We start from the raw sequence: 22,329 nt of genomic DNA on the forward strand, positions 1-22,329 counted from the left end.
CTGAACTGACCCCCGAAAGTTGGACATCCACTTTCGGGGGTTTTGCATGTCCAAACACAGTCTGGCTTTTAAGCTTTCTGTTGTAGAGTTTTATGAGAAGGGCGAGCGTAGTTGCCGGGAAGTCGGCGCGCATTTCGGAGTGGACCACGGGACGGTTCTCAAATGGGTAGCAAGCTACGAGGCACACGGGGCTGCGGGTCTCGCGAAGAAATTCAGCCGCTACGATGCAGCATTCAAGCTATCGGTTCTCCAACGGATGTGGGAGGATGGGCTCTCCTACCGCCAGACGGCGGCGCTGTTCGACATCCGCAATAAGAGTTGCCTGGCGGATTGGGAGCGATGCTATAAGACTGGCGGAATCGACGCCTTGACCCCAAGCTGCCGAGGAAGGCTCCGATCGATGCGCGCGCCGCCGATATCAAAACAGCCGCAAGCTTTGCAGAGTGACGAAGCAAAAAGCCGTGAAGAACTGCTGGCGGAGCTGAACTCTCTGCGCATGGAGAACGCCTACCTAAAAAAACTCGAGGCCTTAACGCGGGAGCAACCAGCGCTCAAAAAGCGCAAGTCGTCCAAGCGTTAAGGCCGTTCTATCCGTTTGATGGGTTGCTGAAGCTTTCGGGCCTTTCCCGCAGCACGTTCTACTATCGGCAAAGGATGTCGGCGCTTTGCGACAAGCATGCTGCGCTGAAGGACCGGATCAAGGCTGTCTTCCACGCTCACAAGGGGCGCTATGGCTATCGCCGGGTAACGGCGGCGATCCGCCAGTTCGGACAGACGGTCAATCATAAGACGGTCCAGCGCCTGATGGTCGAGATGGGATTGAAATCTCTGGTGCGGCCGAAGAAATACCGCTCCTACAAGGGTGACGTCGGGCGCACAGCCCCCGATCTCATCAAACGGCAGTTCACCGCACATGCGATCAATCAGAAATGGGTCACCGACGTCACTGAATTTAACGTGGCCGGCGAGAAGCTCTATCTCTCACCGGTTATGGATCTGTGCAACGGGGAGATTATCGCCTTCGAAACCGCCAGACGGCCGGCCTTCAAGCTGGTGGAAAGCATGTTGAACAAAGCCTTGAACCGGCTGGAAAAGAACGAACGGCCGATCCTGCATTCCGATCAGGGATGGCATTACCAGATGCTCCCCTATCAGCGCCTGCTCCAAAAACGCGGCATCGCCCAAAGTATGTCACGCAAAGGCAATTGCCTCGACAACGCGGCGATAGAAAGCTTCTTCGCTACCCTCAAATCCGAGTTCTTTTATCCGAACCGCTTCGAAAGCATCCAGAGCCTAAATGACGGCATCGCCGACTACATCCACTATTACAATCACCAGCGCATCAAACTGAAACTAAAGGGACTGAGCCCTGTCCAATACAGAACTCAGTCCCTATTATCATAGCCCGTCAACCGTCCAACTTTACGGGGTCAGTTCAAACGTGACGGCTTTCAAAGACGGGCGGTGCGGAAAGAGTTATGCCGCCAGTTCTTCCGTTTCATTTTCCTTGAACATTTTGGCAAGGTTCAGGAAGCAGATCATTCCGTTCTCGGTGGCGATAATACCTTCGCAATAGGCGCGGTCGAAGGAGGCGGTAACTTCCGGAACCGGCTGCACCTGGCTGGAGGCGATCGTAAGGATGTCGGAGACGCGGTCGACCAACATACCGATGACCATGTTGTGCACTTCGGCGACGACGATGGCGCTTCGCTCATTGGCGACCGTGCTCTGCATGCCGAGCTTGTAGGCAAGGTCGATGATCGGGATCACCGAGCCGCGCAGGTTCATGACGCCGATGACATCGGCCGGGGCGTGCGGAATCGGCGTGGACGGCGCCCAGCCGCGGATTTCGCGGATCGTGGTGGTCTTGACGCAGAATTCCTGATCATGCAGCCGGAAGGCAATGATCTCCAGAGTTTCGCCGCTGAAGCTGGTGGAATTGATCGTGGCCATGAACGTTCTTCCCATTGAACCTTGGCGCCAAATCCGGCGCGTTCAGGTCAAGATAGAGCAAGAACATTGCTTAAACCTAAATCTGCCGACAAGGTTTTGAGGGTGCTGAGGTGTGATCCCGGCCAAACGGCTCGGGATCACCAAGAAAAGCGCTTAGGCGGCTCGCGTCGGGCGATCGAAGATGCGGCGGCCGAAGAGGCTTGCTGCCATCTCCACGAGAACGCGCGCGCTCTTGCCGCGATCGTCGAGGAAGGGGTTGAGTTCGACGAGATCGAGCGACGAGACAAGGCTGCTGTCGGAAAGCATCTCCATGATGAGATGCGCCTCGCGATAGGTGGCGCCGCCTGGCACCGTCGTACCGACGCCCGGTGCGATATCCGGATCGAGGAAGTCGACGTCGAAGCTGACATGCAACAGGCCGTTGGCAGCGCTGACGGTGTCCAGCACCTTGCGCATGATGGCGGCGACGCCCTGCTCGTCGAGCGAGCGCATGTCGAAGACGTTGACGCCGTGCTCGCGGATTTCCTCGCGCTCGCGCGGATCGACCGAGCGGATGCCGACCTGGAAGACCTTCGTCGGGTCCACCAGCGGCCGGTCGGCCTGCAGAACATTGGCTATTTCCGCCTCGCCGCAGAAGAAGGCGACAGGCATGCCGTGGATATTGCCCGACGGCGAGGTCGCCGGCGAATTGAAATCCGAATGCGCGTCCAGCCAGAGGACGAAGAGCGGCCGGCCAACTTCCGCCGCATGGCGCGCCATGCCGGAAACGCTGCCCATGGACAGGCTGTGATCGCCGCCGAGGATCAGCGGGAAGCCGCCGGACGATGCGACATCGTAGACTTTCGCTTCCAGCGCGCGCGTGAAGGCGCCGACGATCTTCAGATTATGGGCGCGCGGATCGTCAGGCAGATCGGCCGCCGGGGCAGGGCGCAGGTCGCCGCTATCGGTGACACGATGGCCGAGCTCGATCAGCGTCGTCTCGATGCCGGCGATGCGAAGCGCCGTCGGACCCATGCCGGCGCCGCGTCGGCCCGAACCTTCTTCAAGGGGAACGCCGATCAATGTGATGGGGGTGGATTGCGTATTCATCGGCATTGCTCCGAAGGTTAGAGGCTGTCGGGTCGGCATTATTCATTTTTTGCATGACAGCAAAAAGATGGAAATTTGTCGAATTTTGATTGTCTTTCGACAGATTGTTCAATCCGAATTGCCAGAATGGCTAGCATATGGATGACCCTGCCATTCGACGAAACGCTCCGCTTGAGCAGGATGATCGGCTGACATCAACACGACTGAGTCCAATATTGCTGCAGGTCAGCAGAATGGATGTTGCAACTCAATACTCGTGTTCATAGACGATGCCGGCTTCGCCTGCGCCGTCCGATCCGGCCGCACCGCGCAGCTTCACCCCGCGCCCGACGTCGAGATTGATGATTGCCTTGGTGTTGTTGGAGGCGCCTTGCTGCAGCTCGATGTACGTACGCTTGTTGATGTACTTGCCGGCGCCGACCTGAGCCTGACCGTTCGAATCGGTCGAAATGTCCAGATCGTCGACGCCGAGATGGCTGCGCAGGCCCTCGAACAGCGAGGTGGAGCGGCCGCCTGCCAGCTGGCTCGCGGCATCGGCGAGCTGGGCGATCTGCATGGCGGATAGTTTCGACATGGACTGGCCGAAGATCAACTGCGCCAGGACTTCGTCCTGCGGCAGGGCGGGCGAGGAGGAGAAGCCGATCTGCGGATCGGTGGCGAGGCCCGTGACATCGACGGTGATCGTGGTGGAGCCCGCCGAGGATGTCGCTTCCATATTAAGCGCCGGTGTCAGGTCGCCCCCGAAGGTGATCCTGCTGGTATTGGTGAAATCCAGCCTGCGGCTCAAGATGCTGAGGCGCCCGCGCCGCATGGTGAAGCCGCCGGACACGATCGGCTCAGCGGCCGTGCCGCGTACCGTGACGCTGCCACCGAGCTCGGCGTCGATGCCGCGACCACGCACGAAAATCTGCGAGGGAGCATCAAGCTGCAGGTCGATGCCAAGGGTCGTCGACTTGCTTCGCGGCCCCTCCGGCTTCTGATCCTTGAACTGGGCATTGACCGCGGCGGACGCATTCTTATGCTTGATATTGATCTCGGAAAGCGAAGCCGGCAGCTTTTCAGGCACGGTGATCGATGCCTTGTTGATCCTGAGATTGCCCGTCAGCATCGGCGCGGTCATCAGCGGCCCCTTGACGCCGAGCGTGCCGTTGACGGTCGCGGTCACCAAGGTTCCGTCGATATAGGTTGCATTGTTGAACTTCACCTGGATATCCGCCGGGAAGCCGCTATCCGGGGCAATACCGACCGTGCCGCTGCCCGATATGCTGCCGCCGCTGGTCAAATTGCCGCTCAGCCGTGAAATGACGGCCTGCTTGCCATCGAGCGTTACGGTCACGGCGAGGCCGTTGAGCGTCAGGTTGCGGCGAACATCGACAAGCTTGGCGCCGTCGGTGGAAATCGAGCCGGTAATGGCCGGTGCTGCCGTGGTGCCGCCGATCTGCATGTCGATCCTGGCGGTACCCGTCATGACAAGGCCCTGTGCGGCGAGCTGGCCGGCAAGGGCGTCGAACGGCAGATTGCCAGCGAACTTCAGCGCCATGGCCTTGTTGCCGGCGATCGCGACCGTGCCGCCGCCATTGAGCGCCAAGCCGCTCTGGCCGGTCAGGTTCGTATTGATGGTGACGACGTTGTCGGCGAACTTGCCGTCCGCCTTGATGCCGAGCGGCGCAAGGCCGGCGGATTTCGTCTGGCTGGTGGCGGCGCCCGACCAGTTGGTCTGGAATGCCACGACAGGAGAGGTGGCCTTGCCGGTGACCGTCACCGTGCCGGAGATGACGCCCTCGGCTGATAGCGTCGGCGCGAAGACATTGGCAAGGCTTGCCGGCAGGTTGGCAATCTTGGCATTGATGTTCAGGGCCTGACCGGCAGAGCCATCGACGGTGACGGAGCCGCCGCCCGTCTGAAGGGTCAAGCCGTTCAGCACCGCGGCACCGTCCTTGATGACGATCTTTGTGGGAGCTGCGAGCTTCACCGGTATCGTCCGCGGTGCGCCGGCGAAGGCGTCGAGGCTGACGGTGGTCTGGCCGCCAGCCGTCTCAACGCTGCCGCGCGTCGTCAGCGGTGCATTGTCATAGGCCGATTTTAGATCGAAGTTCGTGCGGCTGCCTTGTTGGGTGAAGGTCAATGCCAGATCGGCGATGCGGTTGGCGCCGGAGGCGATGGTGTCGGCGCGGATGCTGCCATTTGCCGAGAAGGCCTTGAGATCGTCCACAGTGAGTGCCACGGCCGGCTTGCTGATGATGAGATCGTCACGACGGATGCCGTTGCCATCGGCATTCACCTTGAGCCCGATCTTGCCGCCGACGCTGGAGATATCGAGCGAGCCTTTGAGGTCTCCCTCGGCCTTCTGGCCTGCAAGAGCCGCGAGCAGGCTGAGGTCGGGCAGGTTGAAGGTCATCGCACCGGTGGGCTCGAAGCTCGGCGAAAGGTCCAGCTTGCCTTGCAGCTTGTTGGTACCGATTTCGGCTGATAGCGACGGAATGCTCGTGCGGCCGTCCCTGGAAACGGCATCGGCGGTGATGCGGATCGGCTTGCCGTCGATCGCGCCGGTCGCCTGAATATTCGCTTGCGGTGCCTTGGGGTCGGCCGTTCCGGTCACGCCGATATCAAGCGTATCCAAGAGCCGTCCCGCCAGCTTGACGTTGACGGCCTTGGCCGTCGCGTCGATGCCGAGCGCGGTAAGCTGACCCTTGGTCTTGAGACCGATATCGGCCTGCCCCTGCGCATTGGGGATGAGCTTGGAAAGATCGAGCAGCTTGCCTGAGAGATCTGAAGTCAGCGTCTGACCGTTGAGCGCGACATTGCCGCTGATCTCGGCGACATTGGATTTCACCGCGAGCTTGGAGAGCGTTATCTTGGTCGGCACGGTGCCGGCGACTTGGCCCTCCAGCGAAATGGTTCCCTCGAACTTGTTCGATATGCCGTCGGGCAGCACGCCGGGCAGGGCGAACAGCTTGAAATTGCCCGTCAGTGCCTTCGACGACAGCGTGTATTTGCCGTTGACGGTGCCGCCGATGCTGGCGCTTTCCAGCGTCGTGTTGTTGAAGCCAATCGTATCGGGCGAGAGCTGCAACGGCGCCGTCAAGGCAATGGGTGCACGGATCAGGCGATTGAGATCGGCGCTGATGAAAGCTGTTTGACCGACGACGAGGCGGAGCTGCAACGGGCCGGACATGCCAGCGAGATTGAAGGCATCGCTTCTGGCGCTGAGATTGACCTGGCCAATCTGGCCCTGCGGTGTGCTGACGGTGTCGAGCCCGGCCTTTGCGTCGATTTTCACCGATTGGGCCGCGCCGGTCAGTGCGATATCGACCCGCGAAATCAGGGCGCGGACCTCGCCATTCTCCATCGGCCAGCGGAAGTCGACAGGGCCCGATGTGCCGAGCAGATTGGCATTGAGGCTGTTATTGCCGGTGGGATCGAGCGTGCCCGATGCGGCAAGAACGGCGCTGCCGGTGGCAAGATTGCCCGTCTGAATGTCGATCTTGCCCTTGCCGTCGAAAGTTGCCGAGACATCGATGGTCGTCTGGCCGGCGAAGAGAGGGCGCATGGTCGGGGGCAGCAGCGAGTCGACGTTGCCGCCGCCCTTGACGTCTATGTGGTGCAGGCCATCGGCCGAGAGACTGTGATGGCCGCTGATGGCAACCGTCGGCTTGCCGTCGAGTGCCGCCTGCAGCTTGCCGGCCCAATTGGAGAGAGGTCCCTCGCCCGAAAGGTCGATATTGATGGCCGGGCCGCCCGGCAGGTGCAGAAGGCTGGCCAGCATGCCGTTGCGCGGCTCGGAGATCCGGGTCTTCAGCTTCAGCTGGTTTTCGGCCGGCGCGAAGGCGACATCGGCGGAAAGCTTGGCATCGGGCACATTATGGCGGCTGGCATCGAGCGTGAGGCCCATGCTGCTGCTGTTTGCCTTGACGCTGCCGTCGGCGGTCAGAGCGAAATCCTGGCCTGCCACAGCTTGCCCGACGCGCAGATCGGGCAGGGCGATCGCGTCGATATTGATGGCGATAGGTAGCGAAAAGCCGCCGCTGCTTGTTGTCTGCGTTTCCTGCTTGGGTGCTGTCGTCGAAACCGGCAGGCGCTGGAAGTCGATCACATCGGCTGCAACGCGCTCCGCATGGAAGGTACCCGTCAGCAGAGAAAGCGGAGACCAGTCGACGGCAAGGTTCTGTACCTTGGCGTAGATACCCTTCGTATCGGAGACGGTGATCGAACCGGCTCTCAGATTGCCGTTCAGCAGGCCGGAGGGCGCGGCGATGACGATGGTGCGGTCCGGCGTCGAGGCGAGCTTGGCCACCTGGTCGACGGCATAGCTTGTTGCTAAGGGTACCATGCCGACGACGAGCACCGCCGCAATCACGAGCAAAAGGATCGCTACGGCCGCATAGGCGATCCAGCGCACCAGTTTCCCGAGAATTCGAATCAATATGCTCATGAAAGCAACAGTAGCCTCAATTTTGTAGCCGTGCGTGAAATGCCCGCGACAACTCTGCGGTTTGTCAGAAGGCCTGGCCGATGCCGGCATAGATACCATAGGCCGTGCCGTTGTTGTACTTGTTCAACGGAACGGCGACGTCCAGCCTGATCGGGCCGAACGGAGTGGCGTAGCGCAGACCGACGCCGGCGCCCATGCGCAGATCTGAGGCGTCGGGCAAGGCGCTGTCGGTGACGCTACCCACATCGATGAAGGGCACGACGCCGATCGTATCGGTGATCTTCACACGCGCTTCCAACGAAGCCGTCACATAGGAACGTCCGCCAAGCGCATCCCCTTTGGAATTATAGGGCGTGATTTCCTGATAGCCATAGCCGCGCACCGAACCGCCGCCGCCGGCATAGAAGCGCCGGGTGGCGGGAATGTCCTGGATGCCGTTTGCACCCAGCAGCGAGCCGGCGGCAAGCTTGCCGGCGAAGACGACATTGTTGTTGGCGCCTATGCCCTTATAGCCGGTGATCGAACCCTCAAAGGAGCTGAACACCGTGCCGCCCATCGACTCGTAGCTCGGCTTGGCGCTGAAGGAGGCGCGAAAGCCTTCGGTGGGATCCAGCTTGTTGTCGCGCGTGTCGCGGACATATTCGAGCGGGATCGCGACCGTCAGATATTTCTGCTTTCCGAAGGCGTCGGTCGTGTCGGCTTCATAGGAGACTTCGCCGCCGCCAGAGACCGTGTCCTGATCGTTGATTTCATAGGCAAGGCCGGCACTCGCAGTCACCGTATTGGCGTCATAGGCGTCCGGGTGCAGGCTCTGCATCTTCAGGCCAGCGGTGAAGGTCGCCGACGGGTAGAAGGTTGCTGGCCGGACGTAGGTAATGCCGGCGGTATAATCGAGCTGGCCGACATCGGTGGTTTCGCCGATGCGCGATACCGATCCTTCGATGCGCAGCGTATCCGCGCGCCCCGTCAGATTGCGGTGCCCCCAATAACCCTGCAGGCCGAAGCCGTCGATGGTGGAATATTGCGCTCCGACGCCGAGGAAGCGCTGTTTGCCCTCGGATACCTCGATGGTCGTCGGGATGCTGCCGTCCGGGGCCAGCTTGTCCGCCTCGCGGATGGTGACGCTGGAGAAGACGCCGAGTTTTCTCAAGCGGTCCGACGCTTTTTTCAATTCGTCGGGCGAATAGGGCTTGCCTTCATTGATGCGAGCATAGCGCTTGATGAAATCCGGATCGACCGATTTCTGGCCGGTAACGCCGACATTGCCGAAAGGCGCCACCGGGCCGCTTTCGACTTTGAGCGAGACATCGACCGTATTCGTCGCGTGGTCGGCAACGACGTCGCGCTTGTCGAGCTTGGCAAGAGGATGCCCTTCATTGTTGAAGTCGGCAACCATCTTGTCAGCCGCCTTGAGAATGTTCAGGGAGCCGGCATCGCCACCATGCGCTAACCCATAACGAGTGGGATCCAGCCTGCTGGCATCGCCAAGCAAGGTGACCCTGCCGAGCTTGAAGAGAGGGCCCGGTTCTACGCTGATGGCAACGGCAACAGGTTTGGAGCGGCCGAAGGTGGGCGTCGGCGGCAATGCATCGAGAGGCGTGCCGTTGACGGTGATGGTTACCACACCGCCGTAGCGTGCCTTTTCATAGAGGGCGGCGATCAGCCGGTCGCGATCGTCGCGCGCCTTCACGACAACGCCGAGGTCGCCGGATACGGGCTTGTCCTTGTCGGAAACCAGCATGGAGCTGCGCTCCAGGGCTTCCTTCAGGTCCTTGTCGAGATTATCCGCCTTGAAATCGACCGTATAACGAACGGGATCGGAAACCTGATCCGTCGCTTCGTCTTCACCCCAGAGCTTTATTCCGAAGAGCTTGAAAGCAAAGGCATTTTCGGCGCACACCGGACCGAGCGCAATCGTTGCCGCAACCGCTGCCACGGTTCCTGCTTGCCGATACGCAATACTCTTCTTCGGTTCAGTTCTTTTATGCATACGCCGCTTTACGGTTACATGAGAACTTACTCAGCTTGACGTTTCCCCCAGGTTAACGCGCGGCTACCATAGAGGCAAAAGTGCCTCAGGTGTACCGTTTTGGAGTCAAAAACCTGGAAAATATGACCACTATGAGTGGAAATTGATAGGTTTCCCGCGGATTTCCGGCTTGTTCTGTCAGGTGTCAGGTACTGCACAAAGGGCGCCGCCGCCATGCCGGCATTTGACACTGTCGCATTGCAGCCGAGGCGTTTTTTCGCTCGGCCGGAATCAAAAAGTCCCGGACTTGCGGTCCGGGACTTCGATATCCGAAACGGGATCGATCAGTAGCCGCCGTATCCGCCGCCGTAGCCACCACGATAGCCGCCGCGCGGGCAATCGTCGATGTAGCGACGGCCGTAGCGGTCGCGGTAGTAGCACTGGCCGGGCTGTTCCTGGACGCTGCCGATAACGGCGCCGGAGACACCGCCGATCGCTGCGCCGACTGCGGCGCCGCGCACGTTACCGGTGACAGCGCCGCCGATGATGGCGCCGGATGCCGCGCCGATGCCTGCGCCCTGTTCGGTCGGCGTGCAGCTTGCGATAGACAAGCCGACCAATGCGAGCATAAGAACTTTTTTCATTTACTCTCTCCAACGTTAGTTAAGCCGAACCCCGGCCAACGTCGTCCCTATTCTTCAGCTCCACCACGATGGGCTGTCTTTTCAGTCCTGCAACTACGAAAAAATATCGTGCAAAATATGATTGTCCATTGGGCTTGAACAGTTTTTTTATTGGCGAGCAAAGCTGACCTCGTATTCGGACAATAAAACAATCGATGCCGCGTAGAAAATCTGCCGCCCTGCTAAAGTAGAGGTTGATTGCACTACAAAAAAGTCAAATGATGCCTTCTGCCTCTGGAGGAGAGGCGAGGAGGAAAATATGGCAAAAGTGACTTTGACGGTGAATGGCCGTCCGGTCAGCGGCGAGTGCGAGGATCGCACGCTGCTTGTCCATTTCATTAGGGAAAAACTCGGCCTCACAGGAACCCATGTGGGCTGCGACACCAGTCAGTGTGGCGCCTGCGTCATTCACATGGATGGCAAGTCAGTGAAGAGCTGTTCCATCCTGGCCGTTCAGGCTTCCGGCTCCAAGATCACAACCATCGAGGGTCTGGCTGCCAACGGCGAGCTTCACCCCGTTCAGGCCGCCTTCAAGGAGCATCATGGCCTGCAATGCGGCTTCTGCACGCCGGGCATGGTGATGACATCCGTCGACATGATCAACCGTCACGGCGGAGCGCTGGACGAAAAGACGGTGCGCAGCGAGCTCGAAGGCAATATCTGTCGGTGCACCGGCTATCACAACATCGTCAAGGCGGTGCTGTCGGCCAATGCCGAGATGAACGCCGCCAAGCAGGCGGCCGAATAGAGTTTCACCGAGACCGTCTGGCGAAACGCCAATGATCGTCGTCTTGGCGTGGTGTCAGGCCCGCAACCCCGATGGGAGGATGTGATGGGCGTGGAAGGCATTGGCGCGCGCGTGGCGCGCAAGGAAGACAAGCGATTTCTAACAGGCAAGGGACGCTACACCGACGACATGGTGACGCCGGGAATGAAATACGCCTATTTCGTTCGCAGCCCGCATGCGCATGCGAAGATCAAGAGCATCGATGTATCGGCGGCACTCTCCATGCCGGGCGTGATCGGCGTGCTTGAAGGCAAGCAGTTGCTGGCCGATGGGATCGGCAACATCATCTGCGGCTGGATGATCCATTCCAAGGACGGTTCGCCGATGAATATGGGCGCCTGGCGGCCGCTGGCGGTCGACACCGTCCGCTACGTCGGCGATGCCGTCGCCATCGTTGTGGCAGACAGTCTCGGCGAAGCCCGCGATGCTGCTGAGGCCGTGGCGGTCGATTATGAGGAACTACCTGCCGTCGTCGAGGCCGTGGATGCGCTGAAGGCAGGTGCGCCGCAGATCCATCCGGAAGCGGCAAACAATCTGATCTTCGACTGGGAGCTTGGCGATGCTGCGGCGACCGACAAGGCGATCGCCGAGGCCGCACACGTCACCGAAATCGAACTCCATAACAACCGGCTTTCGCCGAATGCCATGGAGCCGCGCGCCACGCTCGGCATCTATGATGCGGCCGAAGACCACTATACCTGCTATACGACCAGCCAGAACCCGCATGTGGCCCGGCTCGTCATGAGCGCCTTCTATAACGTCGCGCCGGAAAACAAGCTACGCGTCATCGCGCCTGACGTCGGCGGCGGCTTCGGCTCCAAGATCTATATCTACCCGGAAGAAATCGTCTGCTTGTGGGCGTCGAAAAAGACTGGTGTCCCGGTCAAGTGGACGGCCGACCGTACCGAAGCCTTCCTGACCGATGCGCATGGTCGCGATCATCTCTCCAAGGTCAAGATGGCCTTCGATGCGCAGAACCGCATCACGGCACTGAAGGTCGACACGATCGCCAATCTCGGCGCTTATATGTCGCTCTTTTCCTCGGCCGTGCCGACCTATCTCTATGCGACGCTGCTGTCGGGCCAATATGACATCCCGGCGATCCACGCCAATGTCCGCACGGTCTATACCAATACCGTGCCTGTTGATGCCTATCGCGGGGCAGGGCGGCCGGAGGCCACCTATCTGCTGGAGCGCACGGTGGAAACAGCAGCGCGTGAGCTTGGCGTCTCGCCGGCGGAGCTGAGAAGGATCAATTTTATCCGTTCCTTCCCTCACCAGACGCCTGTCATCATGAATTACGATGCCGGCGACTACGAAGCTTCGCTCAATGCCGCCATGCAGCAGGCGGACTGGAACGGTTTTCCTGCCCGCAAGGCGGAGGCTGCCGCTCGCGGCATGAAGCGCGGCATCGGCATGAGCTGCTATATCGAGGCATGCGGCATCGCGCCGTCGCAGGCGGTCGGGTCCCTCGGTGCCGGCGTCGGCCTGTGGGAATCGGCCGAGGTGCGGGTGAATGCGGTCGGAACCATCGAAGTGCTCACCGGCTCGCACAGCCACGGGCAGGGGCATGAGACGACCTTCGCGCAGCTCGTGGCCGACCGGCTCGGCGTCCCGATCGACAGCGTGTCCATTGTCCATGGCGATACCGACAAGGTGCAGATGGGCATGGGCACCTATGGATCCCGCTCGGGCGCCGTCGGCATGTCCGCCGTTGTCAAGGCGCTCGACAAGGTGGAGGCGAAAGCAAAGAAGATCGCCGCTCACCTGATGGAGGCCGACGAAAGCGATATCGTCATCGAGAACGGCGAAGTGAAGGTGGCAGGCACCGACAAGGCGCTGCCGTGGTTCCAGGTGGCACTGGCTTCCTACACGGCGCACAATCTGCCCGCCGGAATGGAACCGGGCCTGAAGGAAACCGCCTTCTACGATCCGGCGAACTTCACCTTCCCGGCTGGCTGCTACATCTGCGAGGTCGAGGTCGATCCGGAAACGGGCAAGACCGAGATCGTGCAGTTCGTTGCCGCCGACGACTTCGGCAATATCATCAATCCGATGATCGTCGAGGGGCAGGTGCATGGCGGCATCGCGCAAGGCATCGGTCAGGCGCTGCTGGAAGGCGTGCACTACGATGAGAGCGGCCAGCTTCTGACAGCAAGCTTCATGGATTACACCATGCCGCGCGCCGACGATCTGCCGTCCTTCCAGCTTTCGCATCAGAACACGCCTTGCCCGAGCAACCCGCTCGGCATCAAGGGGTGCGGCGAAGCGGGTGCCATCGGTTCGCCGCCGGCGCTGATGAACGCCATCACCGATGCGATCGGTAACAACACGCTGACCATGCCGGCCACCCCGCTCAAGGTGTGGGAAGCGGCACGGGCGGCTGGCTGAGAGGAGGATAGGACAATGTACGCAACGAATTACCATCGTGCCTCCTCGGTCGACGAAGCCGTCAAGCTTCAATCGAGCGCGGAGGAAAGCAAGTATATCTCCGGCGGCATGACGCTGATCGCCACCATGAAGCAGCGCCTGGCATCGCCGAGCGATCTCGTCGATCTCCGGCATATCCCCTCGCTCAAGGGGATACGCGTCGATGGGCGCAGGGTCACCATCGGGGCGGCGACCACCCATGCGGAGGTCGCCTCTTCGGCGGCCATCCGCTCGGTCTGTCCGGCGCTTTGCGACCTTGCCGGCATGATCGGCGATCCGCATGTGCGGCACATGGGCACGATCGGCGGTTCCGTCGCCAATAATGACCCGGCGGCGGATTACCCGTCGGCGATGCTGGCGCTGAATGCCATCATCGTCACCGACCGGCGCCAGATCGCGGCCGACGACTTCTTCCGGGGCCTGTTCGAGACGGCGCTGGAAGGGGCCGAGCTGATCACCTCCATCGCCTTCGACGCACCGGAAAGGGCTGGTTATGCCAAGTTCCCCAATCCGGCCTCGCGCTATGCGATGACGGGGGTCTTCGTCGCCAAGGGTGCGGGTGGCGTGCGTGTAGCCGTCACCGGTGCGGGTGCCGACGGCGTATTCCGCCAGGCGGATATGGAGCAGGCGCTTGCGGCGAACTGGTCGCCGGATGCCATTGCGGCCGTGACTGTGGATTCATCGACGCTGCTGTCCGATCTGCATGCCACGGCGGAATATCGCGCCAATTTGATCAAGGTCATGGCCAAACGTGCAGTGGCTGCCGCATAGATTCGCTACGAATAAGCCCGGAGCGGAGTGGTTTACCCTTCGCTCCGGAGAGAGTGTTTCCATCACGGTTTCGATTGTCAATTTGACGTGAATGCGTATTCTTGTCTGGAATTGTTCAAAGTTAGGGGCCATTTGCCGCAGCGGGCGCGAAAGCAATGCAGAGGGGTTGACGTGCGAACCGGCATTCTCGAAAACGGTCGTACGGTACTGGAGCAGATGATGGATTTCGAAGCATTTTTTAAGGGCGAGCTGGAAGGTCTTCACAATGAGGGCCGTTACCGGATCTTCGCAGATCTCGAACGCCGCCGTGGCAATTTCCCCCGCGCAATCCGGCATACGCCCAATGGTCCTCAGGAAGTGACCGTCTGGTGCTCCAACGACTATCTCGGCATGGGCCAGCATCCGAACGTGATCGAGGCGATGAAGCAAGCGATCGATCACTGTGGCGCGGGTGCGGGAGGCACCCGGAATATTTCTGGTACCAACCACTACCATGTTCTGCTCGAGCAAGAGCTCGCCGATCTGCACGGCAAGGAAGCAGCCCTGATCTTCACCTCGGGCTATATTTCCAACTGGGCGACGCTCGGCACGCTCGGCGCACGCATTCCCGGCCTTATCATCTTCTCGGATGCGCTTAACCATGCGTCGATGATCGAAGGCATCCGCTATGCGAAGTGCGACAAGGTCATCTGGAAGCACAACGACCTGCATGATCTCGAAGCCAAGCTGAAGGCGGCAGATCCCAAGGCGCCGAAGCTGATCGCTTTCGAATCCGTCTATTCCATGGATGGCGACATCGCCCCCATCAAGGAAATCTGCGATCTCGCCGACAAGTATGGCGCGATGACCTATCTCGATGAAGTGCACGCCGTTGGCATGTACGGCCCGCGCGGCGGCGGCATTGCCGAGCGCGAAGGCTTAATGGATCGCCTGACCGTCATCGAAGGCACGCTCGGCAAGGCGTTCGGCGTCATGGGCGGCTACATCGCTGCTTCGACTGCGCTCTGCGATTTCGTCCGGTCGTTTGCGTCCGGCTTCATCTTCACGACGTCGCTGCCGCCGGCTTTGGCTGCGGGCGCCGTCGCCTCCATCCAGCATCTGAAGGTCAGCCAGTTCGAACGCATGCGCCATCAGGATCGTGTGCGCAAGCTGCGCGCTCAGCTCGATGCGGCTGGCATTCCGCATATGCCGAATCCGAGCCACGTCGTGCCTGTGATGGTCGGCGATGCGGCCAAGTGCAAATGGATTTCGGATTTGCTGCTCGATGCTGGCGTCTATGTTCAGCCGATCAATTATCCGACAGTGCCGAAGAAGACCGAGCGCCTGCGCATCACGCCGACGCCGCTGCATTCGGACGGCGATATCGAACAGCTGGTCGGCGCGCTGCACGCCCTCTGGTCGCGCTGTGCGCTGGCTCGCGCGGTCGCGTAAGAGGCGAGTCTGTCGAAAAATTGAAATGCAGTTCATTGCGGAATATCGGCAAACAGCCGATTTCCGCAATGATTTTTTGTGTCAATGTTAGCCGCGCCTTCCCAAGGCCAGGCGGCATGCGAGGCCCGCAAAGACCGTCGCAAGCAGATATTGCGGCAGCTTCGGAATGCGCTTGACCGCCGAGAGCCGTCCTCGAATATGGCTGCCGAGCAGGATGACGGAGCCGTTCACGAGAAAGCCGATCCCATTCAGAATGGTGGCCAGCAGAGCCATCTGCGCGATCATCCAGCCGTTGGGATCGACGAACTGCGGGAAGAGGGCGAGCACGAACAAGGCCATCTTTGGGTTGAGGATATTGGTTGCGAGGCCCTCGATGAAGATGCGCCTGCCCGAAAGCCGCTTGAGCCCGGCCGAGGGCGCGAAGGCGGAGCCCTGGGAGCGGAGCGTCTTGACGGCCAGATAGAGCAGATAGGCGCAGCCGGCCCAACGCACGATTTCATAGGCAATTGGCACGGTCAGAAACAGCCGCGACAGACCAAGCGCTGCGGCCATGGCGTGACAATAGGTTCCGAGCGCTATGCCGGCATAGGTGAGGAAGCCGGCGGAACGGCCCTGGCTGACGCTGCGCGAGGCGATGAGGAGCATGTCGGGGCCGGGCGTGGCGGTGAGCACCAATGCAGCGGCGGCAAATAGAATGATGGTGGAGAAGTCCGGCATCTTGATTCCCTTGAAAGTGAGGCCGGAATTCCTCTCTAGCATCATTGCCGGGAATGGCAACATCGGAGATCAATGGGTAATAATATACTTACCAATTGATCTGACAGAAAGCTGATGACGATGCGAGTGAACGGCGTCTTCGCCGAAGACGCTCAACGATCACGATGCTTGCCAGGCCTGCAGCTGGGTGAGGGTAGCGGTTGCTCCACCGCAGGCGATCATCAGCACGCGCTCGAAACGTGCCAGCCGATCGGCATGGGCGTAGGCGACGGCCAATGCGGCGCCGCAAGCCGGTTCCACCAGGACACGATGATCGTCGAGGAAGCGCATGCAAGCGTCGACGGCAGTGCGGTCATCGACGACAACGCAATCGACCGGTCTGTTTTGGGTGATCTCGAAGGCGCGTTCGGCGACTTTTCGAGCGCCAAGCGATGTCGCAATGCTGGTGATGGCAGGCAGTTCCACCGGTTTGCCGGCCTTTACGGCTGCGGCAAGCGAGGCAGCGCCTTCCGTTTCGGCAGCGATGATCGGAACATTTTGAAGGCTGTTGCGGTCGAGCCCTTCCGAGACGCCGGCAAGCAGCCCGCCGCCGCCGACCGAAAGAACGACCGCATCGAACGGCACGCCAGCCCTGACGACCTCGTCGATCATCGTCGCGTGGCCTGTCCAGAGGAGCGGATCATCGAAGGGGTGGACGAATGCCGTTTCCGCATCGACGGCCTGCAGCGCGCGTTCGTTTGCCTCCTGCCAGGATGCACCATGCACGAAAACCTCGGCACCTTCCTGGCGGATCAGCGACTTCGCCCGGTCCGACGTCGTCTCGGGAACAAAGACGGATACGGGGATCGAAAGGCGACGTCCGGCGTAAGCCACTGCGATGCCAGCATTGCCGCCGGAAGAGGATACGAAGCGCCGCTTTCCGTTGCTGGCATGATGTTCGCAGGCCGCACCGATGCCCCGGATCTTGAAGGAGCCGGGCGGCTGGAGCGCATCCATTTTTAGCCAGATGGAGCGTCCTGATGCCTGGCTTAGCGGTCGGGATTCGAGAAGCGGCGTTTCGAGATGCAGCGGCATGGAGTGATCGATCCGGAGGGTGTTGTCGGCGATGGGGTTTAGGCCGCTTTTTCCCGCTGGGCGATGAGCACGGCGGCGCGGCTGCGTGCTTCTGCATCCGCAGCAAAGACGGCTTCCATGGTTTCGGCGCTGCCGGTCGCAATCATCTCGTCCATGACGGCTTCGGCGATATCGGCCATTTCCAGGAAGCCGATGCGGCCATCCACGAAGGCGTGGAAGGCGATTTCTTCGGCGGCATTCATGATTGCCCCCTGCAGACCGCCGCGTTCCAGCGCGGTGCGGGCGAGGCGCAATGCCGGGAAGCGAATCTCGTCCGGCGCCTCGAAATCGAGCCGCGCCAGCTTGGCGAAATCCAGCCGGTCGACGCTGAGCTTGGTGCGGGCGGGATAGGTGAGCGCATAGCCGATGGCGGTGCGCATGTCGGGACAGCCGAGCTGCGCCAGCACCGAGCCGTCCGTATAGCCGACCATCGAGTGAATGACGGATTGCGGGTGCACCACAACTTCGATCTGATCCGGCCGCACATTGAACAGGTGCTTGGCTTCGATCATTTCCAGCGCCTTGTTGAACATCGAGGCGCTGCCGATGGAGATCTTGAAGCCCATCGACCAGTTGGGATGGGCGCGGGCGATGGCGGGGGTCACATTGGCCATCTGTTCGCGCGTCCAGGTGCGGAAGGGGCCGCCGGAAGCGGTCAGGATGATGCGCTCCACCGCGTGCTGCTGGTCCTCTTCCAACGCCTGGAAAATGGCGCTGTGTTCGCTATCGACCGGGATCAACCGGCCGCCGCCTTCGGCAACGGCGCGCACGAAGAGATCGCCCGCGGAAACGAGGCATTCCTTGTTGGCGAGCGCAATATCGGCGCCGCGACGGGCGGCTGCCAGCGTCGGCGCAAGGCCGGCCGTGCCGACGATCGCCGCCATCACCCAATCCGAGGGCATCGAGGCGGCTTCGATCAAGGCGCTCTTGCCCGCACCGGCGGCAATGCCTGATCCGGCCAAGGCATCCTTCAAATCCTGATAGCGCTCTTCATTGGCGGTGACGGCGAAAGCCGCGCCGCAGGCCTTGGCCTGCTCGGCCAACAGGCCGATATTGTCATGCCCGGTGATCGCCGCGATGTCGAAGGCGTCACGTCCGCCCAGCTGGGTAATAACGTCAAGTGTATTCTGGCCGATGGAGCCGGTCGAACCCAATATCGTCAGGCGACGACGCGCCTTGCTGCCGGTGTTCATTCAGGTATCCGCATTTGCTGCTGTTCTCCAAGGCTCTACAGGGGATTGCCTGGACCGGCAAGTCCGCCACTGCGCGGGCGCGCCCAGGCGCCGCGGCGCAGCGAGGCTGAACTCACTGATTTGCCGATATTTTCGCTCCCTGTTGAACCAAATGCGAAGTGCTGCGTTTTCCGACCACTCGGATGCGGAGAGTGATGAATGGTTTTTAAGGCAGCGACGTTTCACGGCACGGAACTCTCTTTGGAAAGCGAACAGGCAAGGCGCTCCGCCCTGGAGTCCGCCGTTGCCAATGCGCTCGCCGTGGCCGGCGGTATCGATGCTTCCGATGTCATGGTGACTGCCGCGGGCCAGGAAATCCGCCTGGATGGCTCGGTGGCGACACTGCAGGAGGTTAAGCGGGCAACGGCGGTCGCCGAATCCATTCCCGGTGTCCGGCTGGTCAGGAACAGGATCGCGGTGGGCTGATCTGAGGGCTTTCAGCCCATAGTCATCCTGCGACCGATACGGATTTGCGTAGCATCGCAGTTTTGAGGTAAGCGCATGAGAACGTTCATGATGGCCGTCGCCCTGCTGGGCATCGTTTCGGCCGCAACGGGCGCGTCCGCGCAAAATCATCTCGCCACATTCCGCGAAATCGCCGCCGGCCCGCTGCCGCTTCAGCCTTCAAGGCAATGGCGCAAGGGCACCGGCTGCCGGATTGGATTCATGGAAAGACCGTCGAATCCCTGGGCCATGAGGTCATGTTCGGGGGAGAGAAAGTCTATGTGATGAGCGTCTGCAAGCAGCATGATTGCGGCGCCGAGCAGATCGCCGTCATGTACGATCCCGGCAAAAAGATCATATATGGCCTGCTGCTGCTTGCCGATCCCGAGACCAGAGCGGAAAGGCTGACATGGATGAACCTCGGCGCCGGCAATGTATCGATCGATGGCAGGACCATTCTCTACGCGGCACTGACCGGCAGCCTGGGGAACCCTCCGGATGGGTTTGATTATAAATAAGCTGATGGAGAGAAAGCCAGTTTGATCATGGCGAATGGTGATCTCGACGCGATTCGAACGCGTGACCCCCAGATTAGGAATCTGGTGCTCTATCCTGCTGAGCTACGAGACCACTCGGGATGATCCATACAAAAGCAAAGCCAGGAAGCCAAGCCCTTTTACGTCCTCGGGACAATTCGCTTTTGCTGTGCCGTGCGCCCTTATGTGGCGCACGGGTATGGGCGGCGGCGTTCAGGCGTTGAGGCGCTGTTCGGCGAGCCGCACCCAGTAGGAAATGCCGTGGGCGATGGCTTCGTCGTTGAAGTCGTAGGCCGGGTTGTGCAGGCCGGCGGTGTCACCGTTGCCGACGAAGATGAAGGCGCCGGGGCGGGCGTTCAACATGTAGGAGAAATCCTCGCCGCCCATCATCGGGTCGATATCAGCTATGACGTTGCCGGCGCCGGCGATCTCCTCGGCGACCGCGATCGCATGGTCGGTCTCGTCGGCATGGTTGAAGGTGACCGGGTAGTTGCGCTGGAACTCGATCTCCACCCCGGCGCCGTGGCTTGCGGCGATGCCGGAGACGATCTGCTTGAAGCGCTGTTCGGCGAGATCGCGCATCTCGGGATCGAGCGTGCGTATGGTGCCGGTGAAGCGCGCATCGTTCGGGATGACGTTATGCGCGTTGCCGGCATTGAACGTGGTGACGGAGACGACGACGGATTTCAGCGGATTGGCGCTGCGCGAGGCGATGAGCTGCAGGTTGGAGATGATCTGCGCGCCGATCGCGATCGGGTCGATCGTATTGTGCGGCATGGCGGCGTGGCCGCCGACACCCTTGATGGAGATGGTGAATTCGTCCGTCGCCGCCATGATCGGACCCTTGCGGATGGCGAAGTGGCCGACGGGAAGGCCTGGCATATTGTGCATGCCGTAGACTTCCGCGATTTCGAAGCGCTCCATCATGCCGTCCTTGACCATGGCGTCGCCGCCGGCACCGCCTTCCTCGGCCGGCTGGAAGATGACGGCGATATTGCCGTTGAAATTGCGGTTTTCAGCGAGATATTTCGCCGCGCCCAAGAGCATGGCGGTGTGGCCGTCATGGCCGCAGGCATGCATCTTGCCGGGGGTTTCGGAAGCATAGGGCTTGCCGGTGATCTCGGTCAGCGGCAGGGCGTCCATATCGGCGCGCAGGCCGACCGTGCGCCCTTCGCCCTTGCCGCGGATCAGGCCGACGACGCCGGTGCGGCCGATGCCGGTCACCACCTCGTCGACCCCGAAGGAGCGCAGCTTCTCGGCCACGAAGGCGGCAGTATTGTCAACCGCATAGAGGAGCTCCGGATGGGCATGGATATGGCGGCGCCACTCGGTCACTTCGCCCTGGAGTTCTGCGGCTCTGTTCAAGATCGGCATGCTGATTTTCCTGCTGCTCAATATTCGTTCTGGTTCAACTTTCAGGTCGGTCGCACAGCCTCGGCCCGTTTGTCGCGGCCTTTGCGGCGTGCCACCGGCAAATAAAGTCGTCAATCGCCTTTGCCTTCTCCTAGCCATATAGGTTAAATAGACGAAGCTTTCGAGAAAATTCCGGACCTCTGAAGGATAGATCGTGCCGACGAAGCAGAATCGTTTGTATGCCGCCATGCGGCTTGTCCCTGTGGCCGCAGCAGCATCCATGCTTTTTCTGTCGACCGCGCAGACGGCCGGAGCCAATCCGCATATTCTCGTCGATGTCAGCACCGGGCGCGTGCTCGACCAGCAGGAGGCGTTTCGCCGCTGGTATCCCGCCTCGCTGACCAAGCTGATGACGACCTACGTCACCTTCCGTGCACTCCAGTCCGGCCAGATCAAGCTCGATACGCCCGTCGTGATGACGAAGCTCTCCGCTGGGCAGCCGCCGGCGAAGATGTACTTCAAGCCCGGTCAGAAGCTGACGCTCGACAATGCCTTGAAGATGATGCTGGTCAAATCGGCAAACGATCTTGCCATGGCCGTCGCCGAGACCGTGGGCGGCTCGCAACAGGGCTTCGTGGCGCGGATGAACGCGGAAGCGGCCCGCCTCGGCATGCGCGACTCGCATTTCATCAACCCGAACGGCCTTCCCGGCAAGGGGCAATATACGACGGCGCGCGACCTTGCGATCCTCAGCGTGGCGCTGCGCCGCGAGTTCCCGCAATATGCCGGCTATTTCTCGCTGGAGGGCTTCACCAACGGCGTGAAGCAGGTGCCGAACATCAATATGCTCATTGGGCGCTTCGACGGCGCCGACGGCATGAAGACCGGCTTCATCTGCGCGTCCGGTTTCAACCAGATCGCATCGGCGACCCGCAACGGCCGTACGCTGATCTCGGTCGTTCTTGGAACCGACAGCCTGGCGGCCCGCGCCGACGATTCCGCCAATTTCCTGGAAAAGGGCTTCCAGAACCAGCTTTCCGGCAGCGAAACGCTGGCGACCCTGCGGCCCGGTGCGCCGTTGTCGAATGAGGTCGCCGATGTCACCGCCGACATCTGTAGCGCCAAGGGTGCGCATGCGCGCAGCGAAACCCGCGATCCCTTCGGCCGCACAAAGGTGCAGTCGCCCTATATTCACGAAATGGATCATGAGCCCAATTTCATCTATGCCGGCCTGATCGGCGGCCAGGACGTCGCGACCGCCGTCAAGGGCGATAAGGACGACGCCACGGCCAATGGCGATAAGGCCAGCAAGGGCGACAAGATCGCCGTCTCCGGCCGGGCGGCCAATGTGCCGATCCCGATCCCGCGTCCCACTTTCTAATATCGGAT

17 protein-coding genes and 1 tRNA gene are annotated in these 22,329 nt (G+C 61.0%); 8 read left to right on the top strand and 10 right to left on the bottom strand.

Going from position 1 to position 22,329, the window contains the following annotated elements; translation table 11 throughout:
• Positions 1-46: 46 nt before the first annotated feature.
• A protein-coding gene (locus GA0061102_RS23170; protein ID WP_425348504.1) for an IS3 family transposase occupies positions 47-1,404 on the top strand; the annotation gives its coding sequence in 2 pieces (ribosomal slippage) (positions 47-524 and positions 524-1,404; 1,359 coding nt in all).
• A 72-nt stretch (positions 1,405-1,476) separates the two neighbouring features.
• On the opposite strand, the gene GA0061102_RS23175 is transcribed toward GA0061102_RS23170, so the two are convergent.
• The 5 genes from GA0061102_RS23175 to GA0061102_RS23195 form a co-directional block, all read right to left on the bottom strand.
• Positions 1,477-1,953: a chemotaxis protein CheW gene (locus tag GA0061102_RS23175; protein WP_092853645.1), complete on the bottom strand. Its 477-nt coding sequence runs from the start codon at positions 1,951-1,953 to the stop codon at positions 1,477-1,479.
• 153 nt (positions 1,954-2,106) lie between these two features.
• Entirely contained in the window at positions 2,107-3,042 is a 936-nt protein-coding gene (gene rocF / locus GA0061102_RS23180) for an arginase (protein ID WP_092853647.1), read from the bottom strand.
• Positions 3,043-3,289: 247 nt separating this feature from the next.
• Positions 3,290-7,474, bottom strand: coding sequence for a translocation/assembly module TamB domain-containing protein (locus GA0061102_RS23185; RefSeq protein ID WP_092853649.1), 4,185 nt, complete (start codon positions 7,472-7,474; stop codon positions 3,290-3,292).
• A gap of 64 nt (positions 7,475-7,538) precedes the next feature.
• Positions 7,539-9,464 carry an autotransporter assembly complex protein TamA gene (locus GA0061102_RS23190; protein WP_092853651.1) on the bottom strand — a complete coding sequence of 642 codons (1,926 nt, stop codon included), beginning with the start codon at positions 9,462-9,464 and terminating at the stop codon, positions 7,539-7,541.
• A 323-nt stretch (positions 9,465-9,787) separates the two neighbouring features.
• Positions 9,788-10,087, bottom strand: coding sequence for a glycine zipper domain-containing protein (locus tag GA0061102_RS23195; RefSeq protein WP_069612891.1), 300 nt, complete (start codon positions 10,085-10,087; stop codon positions 9,788-9,790).
• Positions 10,088-10,385: 298 nt separating this feature from the next.
• On the opposite strand from GA0061102_RS23195, the gene GA0061102_RS23200 reads away from it, so the two are divergent.
• The 4 genes from GA0061102_RS23200 (at position 10,386) to hemA (ending at position 15,545) form a co-directional block, all read left to right on the top strand.
• The gene (locus GA0061102_RS23200; RefSeq protein ID WP_092853653.1) at positions 10,386-10,874 is read left to right on the top strand and encodes a (2Fe-2S)-binding protein; all 489 of its coding nucleotides are present in this window, start codon (positions 10,386-10,388) and stop codon (positions 10,872-10,874) included.
• A gap of 84 nt (positions 10,875-10,958) precedes the next feature.
• Positions 10,959-13,304 (top strand): xanthine dehydrogenase family protein molybdopterin-binding subunit, encoded by a 2,346-nt coding sequence (locus GA0061102_RS23205; RefSeq protein WP_092853655.1) that lies wholly within the window; start codon positions 10,959-10,961, stop codon positions 13,302-13,304.
• Positions 13,305-13,319: 15 nt separating this feature from the next.
• Positions 13,320-14,114 carry an FAD binding domain-containing protein gene (locus GA0061102_RS23210; protein WP_092853657.1) on the top strand — a complete coding sequence of 265 codons (795 nt, stop codon included), beginning with the start codon at positions 13,320-13,322 and terminating at the stop codon, positions 14,112-14,114.
• A gap of 219 nt (positions 14,115-14,333) precedes the next feature.
• Complete coding sequence (hemA, locus tag GA0061102_RS23215) at positions 14,334-15,545, top strand: 5-aminolevulinate synthase (RefSeq protein ID WP_092853659.1); 1,212 nt, start codon at positions 14,334-14,336, stop codon at positions 15,543-15,545.
• Positions 15,546-15,632: 87 nt separating this feature from the next.
• Here the strand turns inward: hemA and GA0061102_RS23220 are convergent, their stop codons facing one another.
• The 3 genes from GA0061102_RS23220 to dxr form a co-directional block, all read right to left on the bottom strand.
• Positions 15,633-16,262, bottom strand: a complete 630-nt coding sequence (locus GA0061102_RS23220) for a LysE family translocator (RefSeq protein WP_092853771.1) — start codon at positions 16,260-16,262, stop codon at positions 15,633-15,635.
• A 159-nt stretch (positions 16,263-16,421) separates the two neighbouring features.
• A complete protein-coding gene (locus GA0061102_RS23225) occupies positions 16,422-17,336 on the bottom strand; it encodes a pyridoxal-phosphate dependent enzyme (RefSeq protein ID WP_092853661.1) in 915 nt (304 codons plus the stop codon).
• A gap of 38 nt (positions 17,337-17,374) precedes the next feature.
• A complete protein-coding gene (gene dxr, locus GA0061102_RS23230) occupies positions 17,375-18,568 on the bottom strand; it encodes a 1-deoxy-D-xylulose-5-phosphate reductoisomerase (RefSeq protein WP_092853663.1) in 1,194 nt (397 codons plus the stop codon).
• 198 nt (positions 18,569-18,766) lie between these two features.
• On the opposite strand from dxr, the gene GA0061102_RS23235 reads away from it, so the two are divergent.
• Entirely contained in the window at positions 18,767-19,033 is a 267-nt protein-coding gene (locus GA0061102_RS23235; RefSeq protein ID WP_092853665.1) for a BON domain-containing protein, read from the top strand.
• A 158-nt stretch (positions 19,034-19,191) separates the two neighbouring features.
• A complete protein-coding gene (locus GA0061102_RS23240; RefSeq protein WP_280949839.1) occupies positions 19,192-19,569 on the top strand; it encodes an Ivy family c-type lysozyme inhibitor in 378 nt (125 codons plus the stop codon).
• 35 nt (positions 19,570-19,604) lie between these two features.
• On the opposite strand, the gene GA0061102_RS23245 is transcribed toward GA0061102_RS23240, so the two are convergent.
• Both GA0061102_RS23245 and GA0061102_RS23250 read right to left on the bottom strand, forming a co-directional pair.
• Positions 19,605-19,681, bottom strand: a tRNA-Arg gene (locus GA0061102_RS23245).
• A 119-nt stretch (positions 19,682-19,800) separates the two neighbouring features.
• Positions 19,801-20,961 carry a M20 aminoacylase family protein gene (locus tag GA0061102_RS23250; RefSeq protein WP_092853669.1) on the bottom strand — a complete coding sequence of 387 codons (1,161 nt, stop codon included), beginning with the start codon at positions 20,959-20,961 and terminating at the stop codon, positions 19,801-19,803.
• Positions 20,962-21,154: 193 nt separating this feature from the next.
• Here GA0061102_RS23250 and GA0061102_RS23255 point away from each other — a divergent pair, with 193 nt between their 5' ends.
• Positions 21,155-22,321, top strand: a complete 1,167-nt coding sequence (locus GA0061102_RS23255) for a D-alanyl-D-alanine carboxypeptidase family protein (protein ID WP_092853671.1) — start codon at positions 21,155-21,157, stop codon at positions 22,319-22,321.
• Positions 22,322-22,329 lie beyond the last annotated feature (8 nt).

The organism is Martinezella miluonensis (genome assembly GCF_900094545.1).
Taxonomy (GTDB): domain Bacteria; phylum Pseudomonadota; class Alphaproteobacteria; order Rhizobiales; family Rhizobiaceae; genus Rhizobium; species Rhizobium miluonense.